20 protein-coding genes are annotated in these 20,765 nt (G+C 61.7%); 12 read left to right on the forward strand and 8 right to left on the reverse strand.

Annotated elements, in window-relative coordinates; genetic code table 11:
• Window positions 1–13: 13 nt before the first annotated feature.
• Window positions 14–1,003, forward strand: a complete 990-nt coding sequence (locus NKI19_RS01045; protein WP_473599440.1) for an alpha/beta hydrolase — start codon at window positions 14–16, stop codon at window positions 1,001–1,003.
• On the opposite strand, the gene NKI19_RS01050 is transcribed toward NKI19_RS01045, so the two are convergent.
• A complete protein-coding gene (locus NKI19_RS01050; RefSeq protein ID WP_352488899.1) occupies window positions 991–2,013 on the reverse strand; it encodes a LacI family DNA-binding transcriptional regulator in 1,023 nt (340 codons plus the stop codon). The two genes, NKI19_RS01045 and NKI19_RS01050, sit on opposite strands and share 13 nt — an antisense overlap.
• Window positions 2,014–2,276: 263 nt before the next feature.
• On the opposite strand from NKI19_RS01050, the gene NKI19_RS01055 reads away from it, so the two are divergent.
• Both NKI19_RS01055 and NKI19_RS01060 read left to right on the forward strand, forming a co-directional pair.
• Window positions 2,277–3,227, forward strand: a complete 951-nt coding sequence (locus NKI19_RS01055; RefSeq protein ID WP_352488900.1) for a sugar kinase — start codon at window positions 2,277–2,279, stop codon at window positions 3,225–3,227.
• Window positions 3,224–4,510, forward strand: coding sequence for a D-tagatose-bisphosphate aldolase, class II, non-catalytic subunit (locus NKI19_RS01060; RefSeq protein WP_352488901.1), 1,287 nt, complete (start codon window positions 3,224–3,226; stop codon window positions 4,508–4,510). The genes NKI19_RS01055 and NKI19_RS01060 overlap by 4 nt, the downstream gene beginning before the upstream one ends.
• 505 nt (window positions 4,511–5,015) lie before the next feature.
• Here NKI19_RS01060 and NKI19_RS01065 read toward each other — a convergent pair.
• The 4 genes from NKI19_RS01065 to NKI19_RS01080 are packed head-to-tail and all read right to left on the reverse strand — an operon-like array spanning window position 5,016 to window position 7,266.
• Window positions 5,016–5,189, reverse strand: coding sequence for a hypothetical protein (locus tag NKI19_RS01065; protein ID WP_352488902.1), 174 nt, complete (start codon window positions 5,187–5,189; stop codon window positions 5,016–5,018).
• 32 nt (window positions 5,190–5,221) lie between these two features.
• A complete protein-coding gene (locus tag NKI19_RS01070; RefSeq protein WP_352564970.1) occupies window positions 5,222–6,349 on the reverse strand; it encodes a WD40 repeat domain-containing protein in 1,128 nt (375 codons plus the stop codon).
• A 14-nt stretch (window positions 6,350–6,363) separates the two neighbouring features.
• Window positions 6,364–6,675, reverse strand: a complete 312-nt coding sequence (locus NKI19_RS01075; RefSeq protein WP_352488904.1) for a hypothetical protein — start codon at window positions 6,673–6,675, stop codon at window positions 6,364–6,366.
• 12 nt (window positions 6,676–6,687) lie between these two features.
• A complete protein-coding gene (locus NKI19_RS01080; RefSeq protein WP_352488905.1) occupies window positions 6,688–7,266 on the reverse strand; it encodes a hypothetical protein in 579 nt (192 codons plus the stop codon).
• A 464-nt stretch (window positions 7,267–7,730) separates the two neighbouring features.
• On the opposite strand from NKI19_RS01080, the gene NKI19_RS01085 reads away from it, so the two are divergent.
• From NKI19_RS01085 to NKI19_RS01125, 9 genes are all read left to right on the forward strand, one after another.
• Window positions 7,731–9,404 (forward strand): aromatic/alkene/methane monooxygenase hydroxylase/oxygenase subunit alpha, encoded by a 1,674-nt coding sequence (locus NKI19_RS01085; RefSeq protein WP_473558750.1) that lies wholly within the window; start codon window positions 7,731–7,733, stop codon window positions 9,402–9,404.
• 52 nt (window positions 9,405–9,456) lie between these two features.
• Window positions 9,457–10,518 (forward strand): NADH:ubiquinone reductase (Na(+)-transporting) subunit F, encoded by a 1,062-nt coding sequence (locus NKI19_RS01090; RefSeq protein WP_352488907.1) that lies wholly within the window; start codon window positions 9,457–9,459, stop codon window positions 10,516–10,518.
• 50 nt (window positions 10,519–10,568) lie between these two features.
• The gene (locus NKI19_RS01095; protein ID WP_352488908.1) at window positions 10,569–11,627 is read left to right on the forward strand and encodes an aromatic/alkene monooxygenase hydroxylase subunit beta; all 1,059 of its coding nucleotides are present in this window, start codon (window positions 10,569–10,571) and stop codon (window positions 11,625–11,627) included.
• A 17-nt stretch (window positions 11,628–11,644) separates the two neighbouring features.
• A complete protein-coding gene (locus tag NKI19_RS01100) occupies window positions 11,645–12,016 on the forward strand; it encodes an MmoB/DmpM family protein (protein ID WP_236388125.1) in 372 nt (123 codons plus the stop codon).
• A 73-nt stretch (window positions 12,017–12,089) separates the two neighbouring features.
• Complete coding sequence (locus NKI19_RS01105) at window positions 12,090–13,112, forward strand: amidohydrolase family protein (protein WP_352488909.1); 1,023 nt, start codon at window positions 12,090–12,092, stop codon at window positions 13,110–13,112.
• A gap of 5 nt (window positions 13,113–13,117) precedes the next feature.
• A complete protein-coding gene (locus NKI19_RS01110; RefSeq protein WP_352488910.1) occupies window positions 13,118–13,912 on the forward strand; it encodes an iron-sulfur cluster assembly protein in 795 nt (264 codons plus the stop codon).
• 76 nt (window positions 13,913–13,988) lie between these two features.
• Entirely contained in the window at window positions 13,989–15,620 is a 1,632-nt protein-coding gene (locus NKI19_RS01115) for a molecular chaperone GroEL (protein WP_352488911.1), read from the forward strand.
• Window positions 15,621–15,656: 36 nt separating this feature from the next.
• Window positions 15,657–16,700, forward strand: a complete 1,044-nt coding sequence (locus NKI19_RS01120; RefSeq protein ID WP_023760304.1) for an NAD(P)-dependent alcohol dehydrogenase — start codon at window positions 15,657–15,659, stop codon at window positions 16,698–16,700.
• Window positions 16,701–16,796: 96 nt separating this feature from the next.
• Window positions 16,797–17,381, forward strand: coding sequence for a DUF1097 domain-containing protein (locus NKI19_RS01125; protein WP_352488913.1), 585 nt, complete (start codon window positions 16,797–16,799; stop codon window positions 17,379–17,381).
• A gap of 102 nt (window positions 17,382–17,483) precedes the next feature.
• Here the strand turns inward: NKI19_RS01125 and NKI19_RS01130 are convergent, their stop codons facing one another.
• The 3 genes from NKI19_RS01130 to NKI19_RS01140 all read right to left on the reverse strand — a co-directional run bounded on the left by NKI19_RS01130 (window position 17,484) and on the right by NKI19_RS01140 (window position 20,617).
• Entirely contained in the window at window positions 17,484–19,496 is a 2,013-nt protein-coding gene (locus NKI19_RS01130) for a sigma-54-dependent Fis family transcriptional regulator (protein ID WP_352564972.1), read from the reverse strand.
• Between the two features lie 161 nt (window positions 19,497–19,657).
• Window positions 19,658–20,131, reverse strand: a complete 474-nt coding sequence (locus NKI19_RS01135) for a hypothetical protein (RefSeq protein ID WP_352488915.1) — start codon at window positions 20,129–20,131, stop codon at window positions 19,658–19,660.
• A gap of 180 nt (window positions 20,132–20,311) precedes the next feature.
• Window positions 20,312–20,617 carry a ribbon-helix-helix domain-containing protein gene (locus NKI19_RS01140; RefSeq protein ID WP_352488916.1) on the reverse strand — a complete coding sequence of 102 codons (306 nt, stop codon included), beginning with the start codon at window positions 20,615–20,617 and terminating at the stop codon, window positions 20,312–20,314.
• Window positions 20,618–20,765 lie beyond the last annotated feature (148 nt).

The following is a 20,765-nucleotide window of genomic DNA, read 5'->3' on the forward strand; positions in this document are numbered from 1 at the left end:
CGGAGAGAGATCCATGATGACATCGCCTTCAGCGCCGTCCCTGTCCCCACTCGACCCGGAAGCCCGGCATGTGCTCGAGCTCGGCCGGCAGGCCGACGCCTTGCCATTCGAGACCGGTACACCGCAACAGGCACGCCGTGCCTACGAAGAAGGCCTTCCGGACCAGCAGGGTGAGCGCGAGCCGGTGGCTTCGGTCACTGAGCGCGCCATCATTGGACCCGGCGGTTCGCTGACGCTCAGGATCTATCGCGGGCAGGACGCGCCTGATGCAACTGCCCCGGCGCTGCTTTACCTGCATGGCGGCGGCTGGGTGATCGGCAATCTCGATTCCCATGACGAGATCTGCCGCTGGTTCGCCAATATGGCGGCTTGCGTCGTCGTTTCGCCCGCCTACCGGCTGGCGCCGGAGCACAAATTCCCGGCCGCGGTCGAGGATTGCCGCGCCGTGCTCTCCTTCATGCAAGAGGCGCCTGGCGATCTCGGCATCGACGCTCGGCGCATTGCCGTTGCCGGCGACAGCGCCGGCGGCAATCTCGCCACGGTGCTCAGTCTTCTCGCGCGGGGCGATCCTATTGCGTTGACCGCGCAGCTGCTGTTCTATCCCAACACTGATGCCGCGCAGACGGCGGACAGCTATCGCCGCTTCGCCGAAGGTTTTGGCCTGACCGCCTCGACCATGGCCTGGCTTCGCGATCACTATGTCCGCTATGCCGCCGACATCGACGACTGGCGCGCCTCGCCACTCAGGGCGGAGAGCCTCGCCGGCGCGGCGCCAGCCTTCGTCGCCATCGCCGGTCATGACATCCTCGCAGATGAAGGCGAGGCCTACGCCGGGCGTCTGCAAGATGACGGTGTGCCGGTCGTGCTGCGGCGTTGGCCAGGCCAGATCCATGGTTTTGTTTCCATGGGCCGCCATGGCGCGGCAGCGCGACAGGCCGTTGGCGCTGCGGTCGCCGCATGGCGCGGCTTCGATCCGGCTTTTGGGAAAGATCAGGCCGACTGACGCATCACCAGCGTCGCATCGAGACTGACTTTGGGTGCGACCGCCGTGTCGTCCTCCTCAAGCAGCGCCAGCAGCGTCTCGACGCTGCGCCCGGCCATCGAGGCGAAGTCCTGCGCCATGGTGGTGAGGCCGGGGCAGGTGTAGCGGCTCAGTGGATGATCGTCATGGGCGGCTACCCGCAGGTCGCAATCGCCCTTGCGGCCGATCTTGAGTCCGCGCGCATAGGCGGCGGCCATCACGCCAAAGGCCAAGCGGTCGTTGTTGCACAGGATGGTCTTTCCCGCCAGGCCGCCATTGTCGAGCATCGTTTCCGTCTGCTCGTAGCCGATCCGTTCGAAATCCCAAGTGTAGTCCTCGGTGTTGCCGATGACGACCGGCTCATGCCCGAGCCGCTTCATCGAGGCGACATAGCTCTCCAGCCGTTCCGGCGAGTTGTGGTTGACATGCGGGATGTCGAAATAGACCGGGGCGCCGCCGGACCGGCAAAGATAATCGACGATGGTCGAGACGCTCTGTGCGTTGTTGTTGCCGACGAACGGCGTCCCGCCTTCGAGATAGGTGTCGAAATAGACGACCGGGATCGCCTGCGTCAGCTTCTCCAGCGTGCGGTGGTCCGAGCGCACGCCGAGCGGCGCGATCAGCGCGCCGGAGACTTTCAGCGACAGGATCGTTCGCGTTGCCTCAACTTCGAGTTCGCGCGAGCCGTGCGAGGAGATCACGATCGGCCAGTAGCCCTCGTCGCGCAGCCGGAGTTCTATGCGGCTGACCATCTCCGAATAGAAGGGATCGGCCACCGTCGGCACCATGATGCCGATGCTGCGGGTACGCTTGCGGTTGAGGTTGCGCGCGAACAAATTGGGCTGGTAGTCGGACGAGCGCAGCGCTTCCTCGATGCGCTTTCGCGTCGCCGGCTTGACGCTGGTCGGATCGTCGAAATATTTCGACAAGGTCGGCCTGGAGACGCCACAGGAGCGGGCGAAATCCTCCATCGTCTTGTGCTTCATCGCCACCGATTCCCGCCTTCCGGAAACCTCGTTCCTTGTGCTGCCCGGCACCTACTTGCGGTGCGCCGGCGTGCAACCGCAAGACAAAATTTTACAGAAAACTCCAGCTGTTTCAACGCGTATAATAAAATTATTCCACGCGTAAATTTGTTAATTGGCGCAAAAAGTGCAAGCCGTATTGACTCTGGATGTCGGTTGCCGCCAGGCACAATTGTGCGCGACTGAAGTCCGCAGTCGGACTGGAGCGACACGCCGGGAGGAATTCCGCGATGAAGAAGCTGGTCTCAGCCGGCGAGATCCTCGTCGAGATCATGGCCGAGCGTATCGGCCAGAGCTTTCTCGAGCCGGGCCCGCTGCTGGGGCCTTATCCGTCCGGCGCGCCCGCCATCTTCATCGGCCAGGCCGCAGCGCTCGGCCAACCCGCCGGCCTGATCGGCGCGGTCGGCGAGGACGATTTCGGCCAGTTGAACATCGAGCGGCTGCGGAACCTGGGAGCTGACGTGTCGGCGATCGCGGTTCACAAGGGCCATGCGACGGGCACCGCCTTCGTCACCTACCGGGCGGACGGCAGCCGGCACTTTGTCTTCAACATCCGCAACAGCGCCGCCGGCCTGGTCGGGATCGATGCTGCTGCGACAAGCATGCTGGCCGGCACCGACCATGTCCATCTCATGGGCTCGTCACTATTCTCCGACCGCGCCACCGATGTCGCGTTGTCGGCGATCCAAACGGTGAAGGCCAAGGGCGGGACGGTGTCCTTCGACCCCAACATTCGCCGCGAGATCATGCAGGCCTCCGGCATGCGCGAAGCGCTCGACCAAGTGCTCAAGCAAACCGATGTCTTCCTGCCGAGCGGCAACGAACTGTTCCTGTTTTCGTCGGCCGGCGACGAAAAGGGCGCGGTCGACGAACTCCTGCAGCGCGGCGTTTCCTGCGTCGTCCTCAAGAAGGGCGCCGACGGCGCCGCCTACCACGACCGTCACGGCACGGTGGCCTTGCCGGGCTTTGCCGTTAACGAGGTCGATCCGACCGGTGCCGGCGACTGTTTCGGCGCTGCCTTCGTCTCGTTCTGGCTTCGTGGTGCTGCACCCGCCCAGGCGCTCAGGATCGCCAATGCCTGTGGCGCGCTAGCCGTTACTCGCAAGGGGCCAATGGAAGGTATCTTTCCGCTGGCCGAGGTTGAGGCTTTCGCAACCACCGCCGGAAAGGGCCAGCCATGAGCGCCGCGACGCAGAGATTTGCCAACATCGCGGTGAAGCGCGCCGCGGGTGAGAAAGGCGGCATCGCCTCGATCTGTTCGGCGCATCCGCTGGTGATCGAGGCCGCGCTCCGCCACGGCGCGTCGCGCGGTTCCGATGTGCTGATCGAGGCGACCTGCAACCAGGTCAATCACGAAGGCGGCTACACCGGCATGACGCCCGCCGGCTTCCGCAGCTTCGTCGAGGGCCATGCGAAAAGGGCCGGCTTTCCGCTCGATCGCCTGATCCTCGGCGGCGACCATCTCGGTCCCAATCCGTGGAAGCATCTTCCTTCCGCCGAGGCGATGACGAAGGCGAAGGCGATGATCGACGCCTATGCCGGCGCTGGCTTCACCAAGCTGCATCTCGACACCAGCATGGCTTGCGCCGACGATCCCGCCCAGCTTGCCGACGAGACCATCGCTGCCCGCGCCGCCGCGCTTGCGGCCGTCGCCGAGGCGGCGGTCGAACGCATTGGCGGCGAGAAACCGGTCTACATCATCGGCACCGAAGTTCCGGTGCCGGGCGGCGCGCTCGAAGCGCTCGACCATATGCATGTCACCGAACCCGATGACGCCCTGCGCACCGTCGAGATCCACCGACAGGCATTTTCGCGCGCCGGCCTCGACGCTGCCTTTGCCCGTGCGGTCGGCGTCGTCGTCCAGCCGGGCGTCGAATTCGGCAATGCCGAGATCATCGCGTACGCGCCGCGGAAGGCGACGCAGCTGGTCGCCGTGCTCGGGCGCATGCCGCAATTCGTCTTCGAGGCGCATTCGACCGACTACCAGCCAAACGAGGCGCTTGGGGCTCTGGTGCGCGACGGCTTCGCCATCCTCAAGGTTGGCCCCTGGCTCACCTTCGCGCTGCGCGAGGCGTTGTACGGGCTGAGCCACGTCGCCGACGTGCTTGCGCCAGACCCGTCCCGTGAAAGCCTGCCGGCGGCGATGGAGCGCGTCATGCTGGCCTCGCCGGACAATTGGCAGAAATACTATCCGGGTCCGCCGGACGAGCAGCGCGTGCAGCGGCACTTCTCCTTCAGCGACCGCATCCGTTACTACTGGCCGACGCCCGACGCACAACACGCGACACAGACGCTGCTGGATTTTCTGGGCGACAGGGACATTCCCCGCCCTTTGGTCAGCCAGTATCTGGGGCAACTCGATGCCGACGTTGCGGCAGGTCGGATCGAGCCCGTTGCGCATGACCTGCTGATTGGCAGCATCACCCGTGTCCTCGATTCCTATGGGCGTGCGACGTTACAGTAGCGCGGATCGTCCTACATTCACCGTTGCAGGGTCGAGCCGCGCCCGGAGGACGCGCGCGTGATCTAAGATGTGCGCTCAGCCGACACACGCGGAGGCTATGCCGGACCTTCGAAGGTGGGCTGCTGTTGGACTAATAGAAGCAGGGCATAGCCAATTCGATGGTGAGAGCATCGCGGAACCATACGGAACGGTCCCTTCGCTACGTCCACTTGTTCAACACTGAATTGAGCGTCGACGGACAAGTCAGCAAGTTTTGAAGGAAATGATTTGGGCCTCGTCTCGATTTTCTCCTTCTCAAGGCACCTTTCACACGTAGCTCACGTGCGGCCATGGCTGAAGACGCCAGCATCGAGCGCTGCCTGCAGGGCGGCCACCGCATCGTCATCATTGACCTGGTATTCTGATTGTCCTGGATCGATTTTCAGATCAAGGCGACGCTGGCTACACCGTCGCCTGGATCTCCTTCGGAACTGTGGCCTGCGAGCTCAATTGGTTGGCTGCGAGTCTAGTTGGTCTTCAGCTTGCCAACGCGATTTTCAGCGATCCAGCGGGCGGCAAGTACCAGCGCGCCCATGCTAAAGTCCTTGCCATGCTTGGCCACCATCTCTTCCGACAGCTTGGCCAGCCGTTCGAAAAATTCGTCCTTGCTCTCGTCCTCCACGGTGAGTTCGGTCTGCATTTCATCCTCCTGTTTCATACGGATTGCGTTCGCTATTTGAACATCTGCGCGGGAAAGGTAACGATCGCGGCGGTGCCGTCGACAGCGCCTACCGCCAGATGCCGTCCGTCGCCGGACCATGCGAGCGCGGTGACCGCACTCCCCAAAGGTCTGACAAGGAGTTCGTCTCGCGCGCCGATCCCGGCGATGGTGATCCGTCCGTTGGCATAGCCGGCCGCAATCAGTTTTTTCTCCGGGTGCGCTGCTACCGCCTCAACTAGGACCAGCCCAGCGCGACCTGTCTCAAGCGCGCCCGAGGTTTCGCCGTCAAGCGGCGGGGCGACCATCGACCAGCCGGCGATCCGGAAGGCGCCAGAGGCAAACAGCGCGTTTCCCGGCAGGCTCCAGCACACTGTCCGGACCGGAGATGGAAATCCCGCGACGACATCGGCGCGGCCCTCCATCATCCTGACCAGGGCAAAGCCTCCGGTTTCGAGTCCGCAGGCCAGCCGCGTGCCGTCGTCACTCCAGCGTATGGACACCGGACGCGCCGGAAGGGAAATGTCGCGCATCGGGGTAGCGCGGTCTTCCAACGCCCAGATCGACAGTCGATCATCGAAGCCGCAGGCGAGGTGCCGTCCGTCTGGCGAGAAAGCAATCGCTTCCGTGGACGATGTCGTGCCGTGTCGCAGCCTCCCCGCATCGCTGTGGCCGCGTGACAGGAAGATATCCTGTCCGTTGCTGACGGCAGTCATGGCCGTCCGGGGGCTGTGGTCGATGGCGACGATCGGTCCGTCAACCGTGACCAACGTTTCCATCGTGTTGCCGTCCGCGGTCAGATGCACTGCTTCGCCTGCCGCCGTTCCCACGAGGAAGCTGGACCGAAGGTAGCTGGCGAGCGGGAGATCGCCATCTCCCAATGTGGCGGTGGCGATCAACGGCGCCGGTAACCTTTCCCGAGGCCGGATCGTCGTCTGGCCGAGATCGCCGCTCACTCTGATCCGCGCCTCCGGTGGTTCATTGTCAGCGATTGCGGCGATTGCGACCGTTCCGTCCACGCACGTGAACGCAACAGCCATGCCGTCGGTGCTGAAGCGCAGATCAGCGATCGCCGACAGACGACGCCAGCTTCGCGCCAGCAGGTCGAACAAGGTCAGGTTCTGTATCGCGTGCTGGTTCATGGCTGGTTCCTCCTTCAATTCCCATCCGTCGCCGCGAGGCTGCGATCGACGTCCTCGACCTCGCCTTCCGCAGCGACGATGCGTTCCTCGCACGCCGCGCATGCTTGCATGATGGCAGCGGCTCTCTCCTCGGCTTCATGCAAGTCCTGCACCAGTTGCGCGCTGGCGGCGCTCCTGCCGATTTCGAGCTCCAGGCGCAACACATCCATCTCGATGCCGGCGCGCTTCTGATTGAGCCGCAGCGCCTCGGCGGTGAGCGCGGAGACATTGGCGACAAGGTCGAGCCGGCGAGCGAGCAGCACGTCACGCCTGGCAGGATGACCCATCTTGTCCTCCTGTCATTTTTCGCTCCCAGTCATCGGTCCGGGAGGTTTTTCAAAAGCCGACAGCAATTTGGGCAATGTGCCGGCCTGCGAATGGAACTGCTGTTCGGCCGTTTCGATGTGGCTCTTGAGCTGATCCCAGATGTCGACGCGGATCATCGATGTCGTATCGCCGGTGAGGCGCTCGATCTCGTCGACGCGGAACTGGCGGGACAGCGAAACGCCAGAAAACACGAAGTCTCGTAACAGGGTCGCATGGTTCTCGATGAACAGATGGATCATCGGATGTGTGTCCGTGGTGACGCCGCCGGCGGCAAGCTCAGCCCGGATGAAGTCCTGGAAATGGCTCTGCAGGCGATATTGGCTCTCTCCCAGGAAGCGCATGACAAAGACCAGGTCGCGGGGCATCAGCCTGACAAGATCACCTGTGACGCCGTCGGCCCGGTTGGACATCGGCCCAGGCGGCCGCCTGCTGTCACTGTCGTTTGCCACGTCTTTCTCCAGTGCGGGCCCCGCCCGTGAGCCATCGCCCTTAAATAATAGAGAAAGGAGATAAATTAAATAGATGACGTGCTCTTTTCGTATTTGCTGCACCTGCTAACTAGATATATTGCAATTGCGAATAGATATCCACTATTACATCCGTACGTTACAATTGTAAAAGAACGTTACAGTTGGAAATTCTATCCCTCAACGAAAGCGCGCAGTTTTTGTTTTAATGCCGGACATGGACGTCATTTTTGAATTGGCACGGCACTTGCTTTGTAAATCCCATAAGAAGCCCATCGCGCTTTCAACGCGGTGCCAAAAGAACGAGGGAACGGAGGAAGCAGGGAACCAGTCACGTCCGCTTCGAGACGCCAATCGCACATTCGGTCGGCTCCGGGGATCCCTGCCAGACGCCTCTAAAACCTTTGCCGCGATCCACTTGAATGGCCGGACCATGAGTCGCGCCTGACTGCGCAACCCTTTGCCGTGCCATTCGCACTCTCACTTGCGGTGCTGTGCGCCGCTTCATGCCGGGGTCAAGGACCTGCGGCTCAACCTGGTGGAGGCTTATGACCATGACGTCTCTGACGCTCAACAAGATTACCTCGCAACGCGGAATCTCCGTCGGCGAGGCGACCAAGAAGATTGCCGATCTCGGCTGGAATCCTTCCTACGTGCAGGAGGCGATGACGTTTCCGACGGACTACAAGATCAACAAGACGCCGCGCGACCCGATGAAGCAGGTTCTGCGGTCCTATTTTCCAATGCAGGAAGAGAAGGACAACCGGGTCTACGGCGCGCTTGATGCGGCGCTGCGCGGTGACATGTTCCGCAACGTCGAGCCGCGCTGGGTCGAGTGGATGAAGCTCTTCCTGGCTATCATCCCCTTCCCGGAAATCTCGGCCGCGCGCTCGATGGCGATGGTCGCCCGTATCGCGCCGGGCGAGGAACTCAGGACCGGGTTCACCATGCAGATGATCGACGAGTTCCGCCACTCGACGATCCAGATGAATTTGAAGAAATGGTACATGGAGAACTACATCGATCCGGCCGGCTTCGACATCACCGAGGAAGCCTTCGGAAAATGCTATGCCACGACCATCGGCCGGCAGTTCGCGGAAGGCTTCATCACCGGCGACACGATGACCGCCGCCTGCATGTACCTGACCGTGGTCGCCGAGACCGCCTTCACCAACACGCTGTTCGTCGCCATGCCCTCGGAAGCCGCCCGCAACGGCGACTATGCGCTGCCCACCGTCTTCCTGTCGGTGCAGTCGGACGAGAGCCGGCATATCGGCAATGGCCATTCGCTGCTGATGGCGGCGCTCAAGGAGCCGGAGAACCACCTCTTGCTCGAGCGGGACCTGCGATACGCCTTCTGGCAGAACCACGCGATCGTCGACGCCGCCATCGGCACCTTCATTGAATACGGCACCACCAACCGCGACAAGAACAAGGAATCGTACGCGGAAATGTGGCACCGCTGGATTTATGAGGACTACTACCGCACCTACATGCTGCCGCTCGAGAAGTACGGCATCAAGGTCCATCATGATGACGTCCAGGCAGCCTGGGAGCGCATCACCAAGAAGAACTATGTCCACAAGGTTGGACAGTTCTTCGCGGTCGGCTGGCCGGTCAACTTCTGGCGCATCGAAGCCCAGACCGACAAGGACTTCGAATGGTTCGAGCACAAATATCCGGGCTGGTACGCCGAATTCGGCGACTTCTGGAAATGGTACGCCAAGCTCAGCCACAAGGGCGAGAAGGTGCTGCTGTTCAACAGCGACGTCGGCTACGTCTACCCGCACCGCTGCTGGTCCTGCCTCGTACCCTGCCTGATCCGCGAGGACATGGTTGTCGGCGAGATCGATGGCCAGTTGCACACCTTCGCCCACGAACTCGACAAGTGGACCGCAACGGTCGCCTTCGCTGACGAGTATCAGGGCCGTCCGACGCCCGCGATGGGCCGCTTCAGCGGCAAGCGCGAGTGGGAGACGCTCTATGACGGCTGGGATCTGGCCGATGCGATCAAGGATCTGAACTTCGTTCGTTCCGACGGCAAGACGCTGGTTCCGCAGCCGCATCTGCGCTTCGACGACAAGGAGATGTGGACGCTCGACGATGTGCGCGGAAACACGCTCGGATCGCCGCTCAACGCGCTGCGTGCCATGTCGCCCGCGGACCGCGAGAAGCACCTGGCGGAATATGCCAAGGGCTTCACCATCGCCCCCTGCAACTGATCAGGCCAAGGGGCGGGTTCGTCCCGCCCCTTGCTTTCACTGGAGGTCCCGCATGTCGGAAACCCACACGGTCAGGCTCAGCCCGGTCGGCGTCGAGTTCGATGTCGAGCATGGGGAAACGGTGCTCAACGCCGCGTTCCGCCAGGGCATTGCCCTGCCGCACGGCTGCAAGGAAGGGCAATGCTCGGCCTGCAAAAGCGTGTTGCTCGACGGCGAAGTCGACATGCTGAAATACTCGACCTTCGCGCTGAACGACATGGAGAAGGAGAGCGGGCACGTGCTGTTGTGCCGCTGCATCGCCTTCTCCGACCTGGAAGTCGAGCTTCTCAACTACGACGAGGAGATTCTGGCGAAAGCGATCGCCGTGAAGACGTACAAGGGCCGGATTGCTCGGATCGAGCACCTGACCCACGACATTCGCGGCATCGAGATCGCACTCGGCTCGCCGATGAAGTTCTGGGCGGGGCAATATGTCGACATCACGGTTACCACGCAAAAAGGGGAGACGATTACGCGCTCGTTCTCCATGGCAAATACGCCGGACCAAACCGAAAAACTCTCCTTCATCATCAAAAAATACCCTGAGGGAAAGTTTTCCGGAGAACTCGATTCCGGGGGCATCGAAGCCGGAGCCGAAGTCACCGTCGTCGGACCTTACGGAACCTGTTTCCGCCGCGACGAACGGCAAGGACCCCTGATCCTGGTCGGCGCCGGCTCGGGCATGTCGCCGATCTGGTCGATCCTCAACGACCATCTGAAGAGCGGCGAGAAACGTCCGGTCTATTTCTTCTACGGCGCCCGCACCCGCAACGACCTGTTCTATCTCGACAGGATCGCCGAGCTGGTCGGCCAGCATTCGGAGGTCACGTTCATCCCTGTGCTGTCGCACGCGACTGATGACGCCGAATGGCAAGGCGAGCGCGGTTTCGTGCACCAGAGTGTCGACGCCAAGCTCAAGCAACTGGCGGTCGACGGGCAGGGCGATGTTCATGCCTGTGGCCCGCCGCCGATGATCGATGCGCTTCAGCCGGTTCTGTTCATGAACGGGTTCGAGACCGAGCGGATCTTCTTCGACAAGTTCACCACATCGGCGGGTGCAACGCCGGCTCATTGAGGGGGCCGCCTAGCAACTGCAACCACAACTGCAACAAGGGAGTGAAGACTATGCCAGCTATCTCGAGTTCAGTCGGATCCGGAGCCGCCGGCGCGGCGATCTTTGCCGACTCCGACAGCCGGAAGTACCGGTATTTCGACCCCAAGGGCCAGCGCGCCACGCACTACGAAGATATGACCGTCGACGTGCAGCCCGATCCCGAGCGTTACCTGATCCAGGACTGGATCATCTCCTTCGCTGACGGCAAGGGTGCCTATGTCAAGCAGAACACCGCTGCGCAGAGTTCCAACTGGCATGCCTTCCGCGCCCCCGACCAGGAATGGGAGCGCACACACTACCAGCGCCAGTCGAAGATCGAAACGATGGTGCAGAGCGTCATCAACAATGCCCGCAGGTCCGGCGCGCCCAAGACCTTCGACAAGGCCTGGGTCAAGATCCTGCAGACGCAGCTCGGCGCGTGGAAACATGCCGAATTCGGGCTCGGCACCTCGCTGATGCAGGCGCAGCGCTACGGCTATACCCAGATGATCAACAACGCGACGCTGACTAACTCGTCCTACAAGTTGCGACTGGCGCAGGACATCACGCTCTACCTTGCCGAGATCGGCATGGACTTGCCTGGCTGGGACGACGAGCTTGGCAAGAAGGCCTGGCTCGAGGACGCGAACTGGCAGGGGACGCGGGAGGCGGTCGAGACCATCATGGGCGCGACCGACTATCTCGAGCAGTATTTTGCCATCAACATCATCTTCGAGCCGCTGGTGGGCGAAGTGTTCCGCTCCGGCTTCCTGATGCAGATCGCAGCCGCCAACCATGACTTCATCACGCCGGCGGTGATTTCGGCGGCCGAGGCCGACTATGAGCGCAACCTCGCCAACACGATCGACCTCATGCACCTGCTCGCCAATGACGAGAAGCATGGCGCCGCCAACAAGAAGCTCTTCCAGGGCTGGGTCAAGAAGCACGGCGCGCTCGCCGACAAGGCAGCCACCGGCCTGCAGCCGATCTGGTCGATGCCGCATTCCAAGCCAGTCGCGTTCGCGGACGTCCGCGCCAAATCCGAAGAGCGGATTGGCCAGATCCTCGGCGAACTCGGCCTCAAGCGCTGACACAGGGAGAAACCGTCATGTCAACTGCAGCACGCGACGCATCGCAATCCAACATCTTCAGGTCGATGAAGGATATCACCTTCGAACAAACGATTTCGCATCAGTGCGGCGTCACCATGAACGACTCGGTCGAGGCCAGAGCCATCGCCGAATTCATGGGCCTGAAGCCGAACGTGATCGTAACCTACCAACCGGCGATGATCCGGATCGATGGAACCGGCAAGCTGATCTTCAAGATGGACGAAATCAGCGAGTATCTCGGCCGCGAGATGACGGCGGAAACCTTCGAGGTCAACAGTTCCACCCACTACGGGAGGATGGTGCGCATCGACGACAACACCGTGATCCTGTTCGGCAACATGGACGAGATGTTCGAATACATCGAATAGCCGGCAAAAAATCAGGCGTGCCGCCTGTTTGCGGCACGCCCAACCGATCAACACGCATCTTGCGGAGGAAAGAATGTTTAGGACACCGGAAGGCAAGGACATTTTCGTGGTCGACGGCCACACCCATTTCTGGGACGGCAGCCCGGAGAACCAGAAGAATGTCCACGGCAAGCAGTTCATTGATTGCTTCTACGCCTATCACACGGGGCTGAGCCCCAAAGACCAGCTGTGGGAGAAGAGCAAGTTCGAGAAATACAGTGCCGACGATCTCTATCGCGATCTGTTCATCGATGGTCCCGATGATGTGGCGATCGTCCAGTCGACCTATCTCAAGGACTTCTACAAGAACGGTTTCAACACGATCGAGCGCAACGCCGGGGTGGCCAAGCTCTATCCCGAGCGATTCATCGTCAATGGGGCCTTCGATCCGCGCGATGGTGAAAAGGCGCTTGAGTACATCCACTTCCTCAAGGAGACATACGACGTCAAGGGCGTGAAGATGTACACGGCCGAATGGAACGGCGCCTCCAAGGGCTGGAAGCTCACCGACCCCGATGCCTACAAATGCTTCGAACTCTGCGACAAGCTCGGCATCAGGAATATCCACGTCCACAAGGGCCCGACGATCCTGCCGCTCAGCAAGGATGCCTTCGACGTACATGACGTCGATCACGCGGCGACGGACTTCCAGGGTCTCAACTGGATCATCGAGCATTGCGGCCTGCCGCGCCTCGACGATTTCTGCTGGATCGCGACGCAGGAAACCAACGTCTACGGTGGGCTCGCGGTAGCGCTGCCTTTCATCCATTCCCGCCCGCGCTATTTCGGCGAGGTCATCGCCGAACTGCTCTTCTGGCTCGGGCCGGAGAAGATCCTGTTCGGTTCCGATTACGCGATCTGGACGCCGCGCTGGCTTGTCGAGAAATTTTGGGCCTATCAGATCCCCGACGACATCGCTGCCGAACGCGGAGTTCAACTCACCGACGAGATCAAGGAGAAGATCCTCGGCCTCAACGCCGCGCGTCTTTATGACATCGACATCGATGCCAAGAAGAAGGCACTCGCGGGCTCCCCCTTCAGCATCGCAGCGGAGTAACCACGATGGGCGCCGCCAGAATACCAAGCCGCCAGGCAGAGGTCTGGCGGCGGCTGACCGAGGTCAATGACCCGGAACTCGACGAACCGGTGACCGAGATGGGCTTTGTCGAACGGGCCGAGGTTAGGAGCGATGGCAGCGTGGAGATCGACTTCCGCCTGCCGACCTACTGGTGCTCGCCCAACTTCGCGTTCCTCATGCTGGATGGCGTCCGCAAGGCGCTCGACCAGCTATCGTGGTCGCCCGCCTATAGCGTCAAGCTGCACGATCACATGTTCGCGGAAGAGGTCAATCGTGGCATGGAAGCCGGCAAGACGTTCGGTGATATATTCGCCGAGCTTGCCGCCGATCAGGATCTCGGCGCCTTGCGCGAAACCTTCAGCATGAAGGCATTCAAGCGCCGCCAGGAGGCGGTCTTGCGCGGGCTGCGGCAGCACGGTCTGACAGATCGGGAAATGCTCGATATGGACCTGCCGGCATACGACGTCGCGCGGTTCGAACCGGGCGAAGCGGCCAACCAGAAGCCGAGATACAGGGCGGCTCTTCTTGAACGCTTTCCCGACCGCCGGGTGGATGATCCTGTCTTCGTGACATGGGAAGGGCAACACATATTGCCCACCGCGCTCGGTGCCCATCTCGCCGAACTGCGCGGCGTGCGCGTCAACATGGAGTTCAACGGCGCGCTGTGCCGTGGGCTCAAGCAGACGAGATACAAGGAACTGGATGTGGTCGACGGCGAGCCGACGCTGGTCGACTTCATCATGGATCGCGTGCCGGCACGAACTGCGCCGACCGCCTGAAGCAGAGCTGACACAACGGCCTCCCTTGCACGAGGCCCCGAACCAACAACCCGCCCGTAAGGCGGAAGGAGGAATCATGCCCAAAATAATGCTTCACAACTCGGAAGCCCGCCGTGCTCTCGCCCGCGGCGTCTTTCGCCTGGCCGCCGCCGTCGAGCCGACACTCGGCCCCAAGGGCATGAACGCCATGATCGACCGGCCGATCGGCACGCCGATGGTGACCCGTGACGGTGTCAGCATCGCCTCCGAGATCGAACTGCACGACCGTTTCGAAAACATGGGCGCACAGGTGGTCCGCGAGGTCTCGATGCAGACCAACGAGGTGGCCGGCGACGGTACTACGACTGCCATCGTGCTCGCCAACGCTCTTATCCAGGGTGGCGTGGACGCGAATGAACGCGGGGTGAAATCCGTCGATCTGTGCAAGGGCATCGACCTTGCCGTGGCGGCGGTCGTGGCCGCGCTCAAGGCTTCGGCCAAGCCCGCCAAGGGCAACGGCATTCTCGCTTCGGTCGCCAACATCGCGGCGACCGATGCCAAGCTTGGCGCACTGGTGGCGGAAGCCCATCAGCGCGTGGGAGCCGAAGGTGTCATCACCACGGACTTCAGCGTCACCACAGAGACCACGCTCGATGTGGTCGAGGGCATGTCCTTCGACCGCGGTTATCTCTCTCATCACATGGTGACCGATCAGGAGAAGATGGAGGCGGTTCTCGAACGGCCCTATATCCTGATGACCGATCTCAAGATCAAGGAGCCCGAGCAGCTCGATGCGGTTCGCCGCATTGTCGACCAGAGTGGTCGGCCGTTGCTGGTCGTGTCCGAGGAAATGTCGCCGGAAGTGGTGGTGACGCTGCTCGGCAAGCAGGGACCTGGAAAATACCTCGTTGTCCATCCGCCGGAATATGGCCATTGGCGCAAGGCGATGATGGAGGATTTGGCGATCATCACCGGCGGCAAGGTGATCGCACGCGACCTCGGCGGCCGGCTGGAAGACATCACCGCTGACGATCTCGGGACGGCTGACCGGGTGAAGACCAGTTCGTCCTACACCTCGATCATTCGCGGCGGCGGCAATCATGCGGCGATCGCATCGCGCCGCGCCCAGGTGCAGCGGCAGTATGAAGCCTCGCCGCCGAACATCGATCAGGACAAGCTGCGCGAACGCCTGGCCAAGCTGTCCGGCGGCACCGCGATTCTTTATGCCGGCGGTGTCACGCCAGTGGAGCAGAAGCGAACCATCCAGCTTATCGAGGATTCGCTAAATGCCGTACGCGCCGCATCCGAAGAGGGCGTGGTCGCCGGCGGCGGCTCAGCTCTTGCCCAGATTGCGCCGCTGCTCGACAAGGTGGCGAACGGCGTCGAGGGCGATGTCGCCGAAGGCGTGCGCCTGGTGCGGTCGGTGCTGTCGAGGCCGCTCTGGCGCATCGCCGCCAACGCCGGCGCCGATCCCGAAGCAGTCGTGGCCGAAGTCACGCGCATCAACGGCGGCTACGGCTACAACGCGTCTGCCGGCAGCTACCAGAACATGTTCGAGGCGGGGATCATCGATCCGGTCCGCGTCACCTACACAGCGCTCGCCAACGCGGCTTCGGTGGCGACGCTGATCCTGACCACCGAAACGCTGATTGGCCATCTCGCCGAGGATGAGGACCCGACGGCCGGACCGGCTCGCGGCGGCGGCTCTGAGAAGCTCGGCCGCGCCTGAGCAATCCGAACAATCTCGACGTGAAAGGATAGGACGATGAAAGCTGCCAGACTGTACGAATACGATCCGAAAATGAACGTCCAGCTCAGGATCGAGGAGGTCAAGGCACCGACGATCACCGCCCCCGACGAAGTGATCGTACGGGTCGGTGCCGCCGGCCTTTGCCGCACCGACCTGCACATCATCGAAGGCGTGTGGAAGCCGACCATGGATCCCGAAGGCACGCTGTTGCCTTACATCATGGGCCATGAAAATGCCGGCTGGGTCGAGGAGGTCGGCAGCGGCGTCCGATCGGTCAAGCGCGGCGACGCCGTGATCTGCCATCCGTTCCGCTCTTGCGGCATCTGCTTAAACTGTCGGCACGGCGAGGATATGTACTGCGACAACGGCCAGTTTCCCGGCCTTGGCATGAATGGCGGCTTTGCCGAATATTTCATCACCAGCGAACGCTCGTTGATCAAACTCAACGCCAACATCACGCCGATCGAGGTGGCGCCGCTGGCCGATGCCGGCATCACCGCTTACCGCGCCGCCAAGCGCGCGGCAAAACTCCTTCGCCCGGGGAGTTACTGCGTGCTGCTCGGCATTGGCGGGCTAGGTCACATCGCGCTGCAATCGCTGCACGCGATTTCGGGCTGCCGCATCATCGCCGTCGATCGCGAGCCGGCGGCGCGCGTGCTGGCCAAGGATCTGGGCGCCGACTTCATCCTCGATGGCGGGCCGAACGTCGTCGAGGAGGTTGCCCAGATCACCGGTGGCGGTGCACATGTGGTGATCGATTTCGTTGGCGAACTCGGCGTCGAGAACATCTGCTGGAAGATGGTGCGCAAGGGCGGGCAACTGTTCGTCGTCGGCTATGGCGGCAACATCAACGTCCCGACCGCGCATCTCGTTATCGAGGAGATCAACATTGGCGGCAGCCTGGTCGGAAATTTTACCGAGCTTGTCGAACTGATGGAGCTCAACGCCGACGGCAAGGTGAAGATGCACTATACCGAATACAACCTCGCCAGCATCAACACCGCGCTTGATGATTTCAAGAACCGGCGGTTCACCGGACGTGGCGTCATCGTTCCCTGAAACATTGGGTCGGACACGAGCGAACCGGCGGCTCAGCCGGCCTGATTGCTTGCCTGACCCGGCAAGCTTTTCTTCCTGAGCCGTGTGGCGGATGCCATGGCGATTTGCGTGTCGGGACGTCAGCGAAGCGCGATCCTGAAACGAGTTTGTTTGCTTCGAGCTTTGGAAAAACGGGAGGACAATATGGATCTTATCACAGGGTTGGCTGTCGTCATCGGCATTATGGGCGGCATTGCAACGTGGACGGCCATCACCATCGGCAACCCCTATTTGCTGATCTGGGCGGTATTTGTAGGCTGGGGGAGTTTTTATCACTGTGGCGGCAAGGAAGCCGGTTTCAAGAATTCGGCGGTTGCAAACCTCTGGGGAGCGGTCTGCGCCGCCAGCGCACTGATAGCACTGACGTCCATTGGTGTTACGGCGATCATGTCCGGGCTTTGCGTCGGCATTTCAATCGTCGTCCTGATACTCGCCGCCAAGCTGCCATTGCTGAGCGCCATTCCGTCAGCAGTCTATGGCTATGCAACGACTGCCGCCCTTTTTCTACTTGGTGCCGCCGCTTATGGCGAAGGCATCGGCGGCATCACCAAGGTCGCGGCCGCCGTGGTTATCTCGCTGATCCTCGGCAACATCCTCGGCTACGTCTCGGAGAAAGTGACGGGTGCTGTCGTAAAAGCCTGATCATGCCCGCGACCGCTGCCTGAGGGCAAACTCGGTTGACGAATCTCCCAACCCCGCGGCGCGAATGCAGCGGGTTTTTTGTGCCGGTGAACGGACCTGAGTCTAAATGAAACCGCGCCGGATGCCGTATTGCCCCAGCTTGCGATAGAGCGTCGGCCGCGAAATACCGAGCCTCAGGGCGACCTTGCTGAGATTGCCACTCTCTGCGGCAAGCGCGTTCTTGATCGCCTGGCATTCTGCATCTTCGAATGTGCACACTGGGGCTTCGAGCATGGGTGCGGGATGATCGCTGTGCAGGGTCACATTGTGGCGATTGCCGGCACTGATTTCCCCCGGAAGATCCTGGACGCCGACAGCCCCACCGCGCGCCAAGATGTGCAACCGCGCCATGAGGTTCTTCAGTTCGCGCACATTGCCTGGCCAACGATAGGCGAGCAACGCGTCCAGCGCTTGGTGCGAGAATTCCAGCGGGTCCTCGCCTGATGCGGTGGCGATCTGCCGGTTGAAGTGTTCGATCAGCAGCAGCACATCGTCGCCGCGCTCGCGCAGCGGCGGGACAGTGATCGAAACCGCGCCAATTCGGTAATAGAGATCACGACGGAAGCGGCCTGCCGCAACTTCCTGCTTGAGATCGCGATTGGTCGAGGCGACCAGGCGCACATCCACCGGGCGACCGCGGCTGTCGCCAATGCGGTTGACCACGCGCTCTTCCAGGATGCGCAGCAGAAACGGCTGGATCTCGAGTGGCAATTCGCCGATCTCGTCCAGACTGAGGACGCCGCCATTGGCGAGCTCGAAAACGCCCGGTTTGCCTTCACGCGAGGCGCCGGTAAAGGCGCCTGCGACGTGACCGAACAATTCGCTGCCGAACAGATCCCTGGTGATCGCCCCGCAATTCATCGCAATGAACGGGTCGTTTGCTGTGCGCCGGCTGCCGGCATGGACAAGCCGCGCAAACAATTCTTTCCCGACACCTGTTTCGCCTTCGATCAACAGCGATGCAACGCTGGTCGACCGGGCGACGCGGCAGGTGACGTCGATGGCAGCCTCCAGCGCTTCGCTTTCACCGACGATCATAGCGACAGCATCCTGAAGGTGTTTGTTCACTTCCCGGTGGACCACCGCCACGCTGGAGACTGCTGGCACAGGGGGGAATACCAACGCCGCGCCGCGGAGGTCGCCATCGAGCTTGAGCGGCGTGATGTGGCACGATCGCAGATGCGCCGGTAGCGCCCTGGCGAGGTCCGCGTCGGAACCGGACGACGGGAGGTTCATCAGCCAGCGGCCACGGCCCGGCTCCATCGGGCCGTCCATCATCTCGGTGGTCTCGCCGTCAGGCACGTTGTTGCAGAAGATGGCACGGCCGCGATGATCGACGATGACCAAGCCGTCCTTTCGGCGGTAGCTGGGAGCCGACGAGATGAAGGCTTCGAGCAGGCGCGTGCGCTGTTCCTGCTGCTGTTCGGCCAACGCCTTTTCGATCTGCCGGGCCGTGGCGGCAACGAGCGCGGTGTTGTGCGGCCGGAAGATCGGCGAATAGCCTGACAGGTCGACCACACCGATGATCTTGCCGTCCAGCGGATCGCGAATCGGTGCGCCGGCACAGGTCCAGGATTTGATGCCGGCGCAGAAATGCTCTGCCGCATGGACGAAAGTTGGCTCGCCGGTCCACAGCGCAGTGCCGATGCCGTTGGTGCCGACGGCTTCTTCGTTCCACTTACCGCCGATGGCGAGGTGGATATCCATGCCGTCATGCAGCGTCTTCTTGTCGCCGATGGTGTCGATCAACACGCCGTCGCTGTCGGCCAGAACCAGCATCGCGCCTGTGCCGTCCAGTAGCTGGCCAAGGGAGGCGAACGACCGCCGCGCCGCTGAAAGAAGTTCTGCATTGGCCCGCGTCAGGTATTCTATCTCGTCGCGATCGCTGCTCAGCGGCGCTTCAATTCCTTGAGCATTGATGCCGCCGGTGGCGCTGCGGTACCAGGAATCGTGAATGAGGGAGCGGACGTGGCGTGGGTGGACTGGATCGCGCGCACATGTGGGCTCGTCGGCCAGAAAACTTTCCCAGGCGCGCATGGTGGCACGCTCATCATAGTCGATGTTGCCCAGAATCATCTGCCCAGCAGCCACCGACGCACGCGCTGGAAGAGCATCTATCTTCATCTGATTGGGGCCTGTCACGCGTTTCATTCAGCCATCACGGAACCTTTGGGGCATGCCATTGCGGTAGCTGTCGCGGCCCGGACGTACAGAAGCTTCGTCCAAGTGTCTTCCCGTTAGTAGATCCCGAGTTTCACCCCGATGTCGGCGGCAAGCTGTTCTTCGGTGTAGGTGGCGGCGAGGCGGAATCCGTCTAACTCGGCAAGCGCTGCGGCGACGGTTTCGTTGACCGGCGAGAAGAAGCCATTCTGCTTCGTCGCCAGAACGAAGACCTGGTCTCCGTCCCGGTTACGGATATCGCCGATGTGATGAAGTTGGCGGCCTGTGTTCTGATCTTTGGAGATCACACGGCCGTTCATGGTGACTTGGATGGACGGCTTGGGTTCGGCCACAGGCGCCGCGCTGCCGCCAATATGGATGATCAGACCTTCCGCTTTCGGTTGCTGGCGTGGTTTCCGCGAAGCCGAATAGCCGCCGCCGCTAATCTGGTCGGCAAGGCGAACGATGGTCGAGCGGTTCTGCTCTATCAGTCTTTTGACCTGTACGTCCTCGCGCCGCGGCCCATCCCGCTTGGAGATAATCTCGACCATGAATCCTCCCAGATTCGCTCGGCGTTGCCGTTGACACGGCTCGTTCTTCTTCATGTGAGGCGAATCCTACACCGCCCCCGCCAGATCCGCCATTGATATTAGATAGCGCCAAAATTCGGGTCGCTGGTAGCAGGCGGCTGCTACACGGGATTTCGGGCATTCGAACGCAATGGCCGCGTGTCAGGCTGCCTTGTTCGTGAGTTCCGAGGATTCATTGTCGAGCGGTTGCCTGTCGCGCAGGTAGAGTGCGCACGTGGTGCGCAGCATGGATGCAAAGTTCGGGATATGGCCATTGATCTCCAGCGCTTCGTCGTACAGCGTCGAGAGGAATTTCGGCGCCGTCATCCCCTGTCCCTGGGCGATCTCGTCCAACAGCGTCCAAAAAGCGGCCTCGAGCTGAATGCTTGTCGAATGGCCAGCTATTCGAACTGAGCGATTGATTAGCCGGTACCCTTCCGGATCCTGCCCCGCAAAGACTTTACACACGCGAAAACCTCCCATTTTGGCGAAAGCGCAGTTTCTGCACCCATTCGTGGGGACCACCAGCGCATTTTCCGCTCAATTTGCGGTGACTGCAATCGGACTTTCGTGAGTGAACCGCCCTTACGCCTCAATTTTTCGACGTGCTAACCGG

The sequence above is a fragment of the Mesorhizobium sp. M0751 genome (assembly GCF_040320265.1).
Taxonomy (GTDB): Bacteria; Pseudomonadota; Alphaproteobacteria; order Rhizobiales; family Rhizobiaceae; genus Mesorhizobium.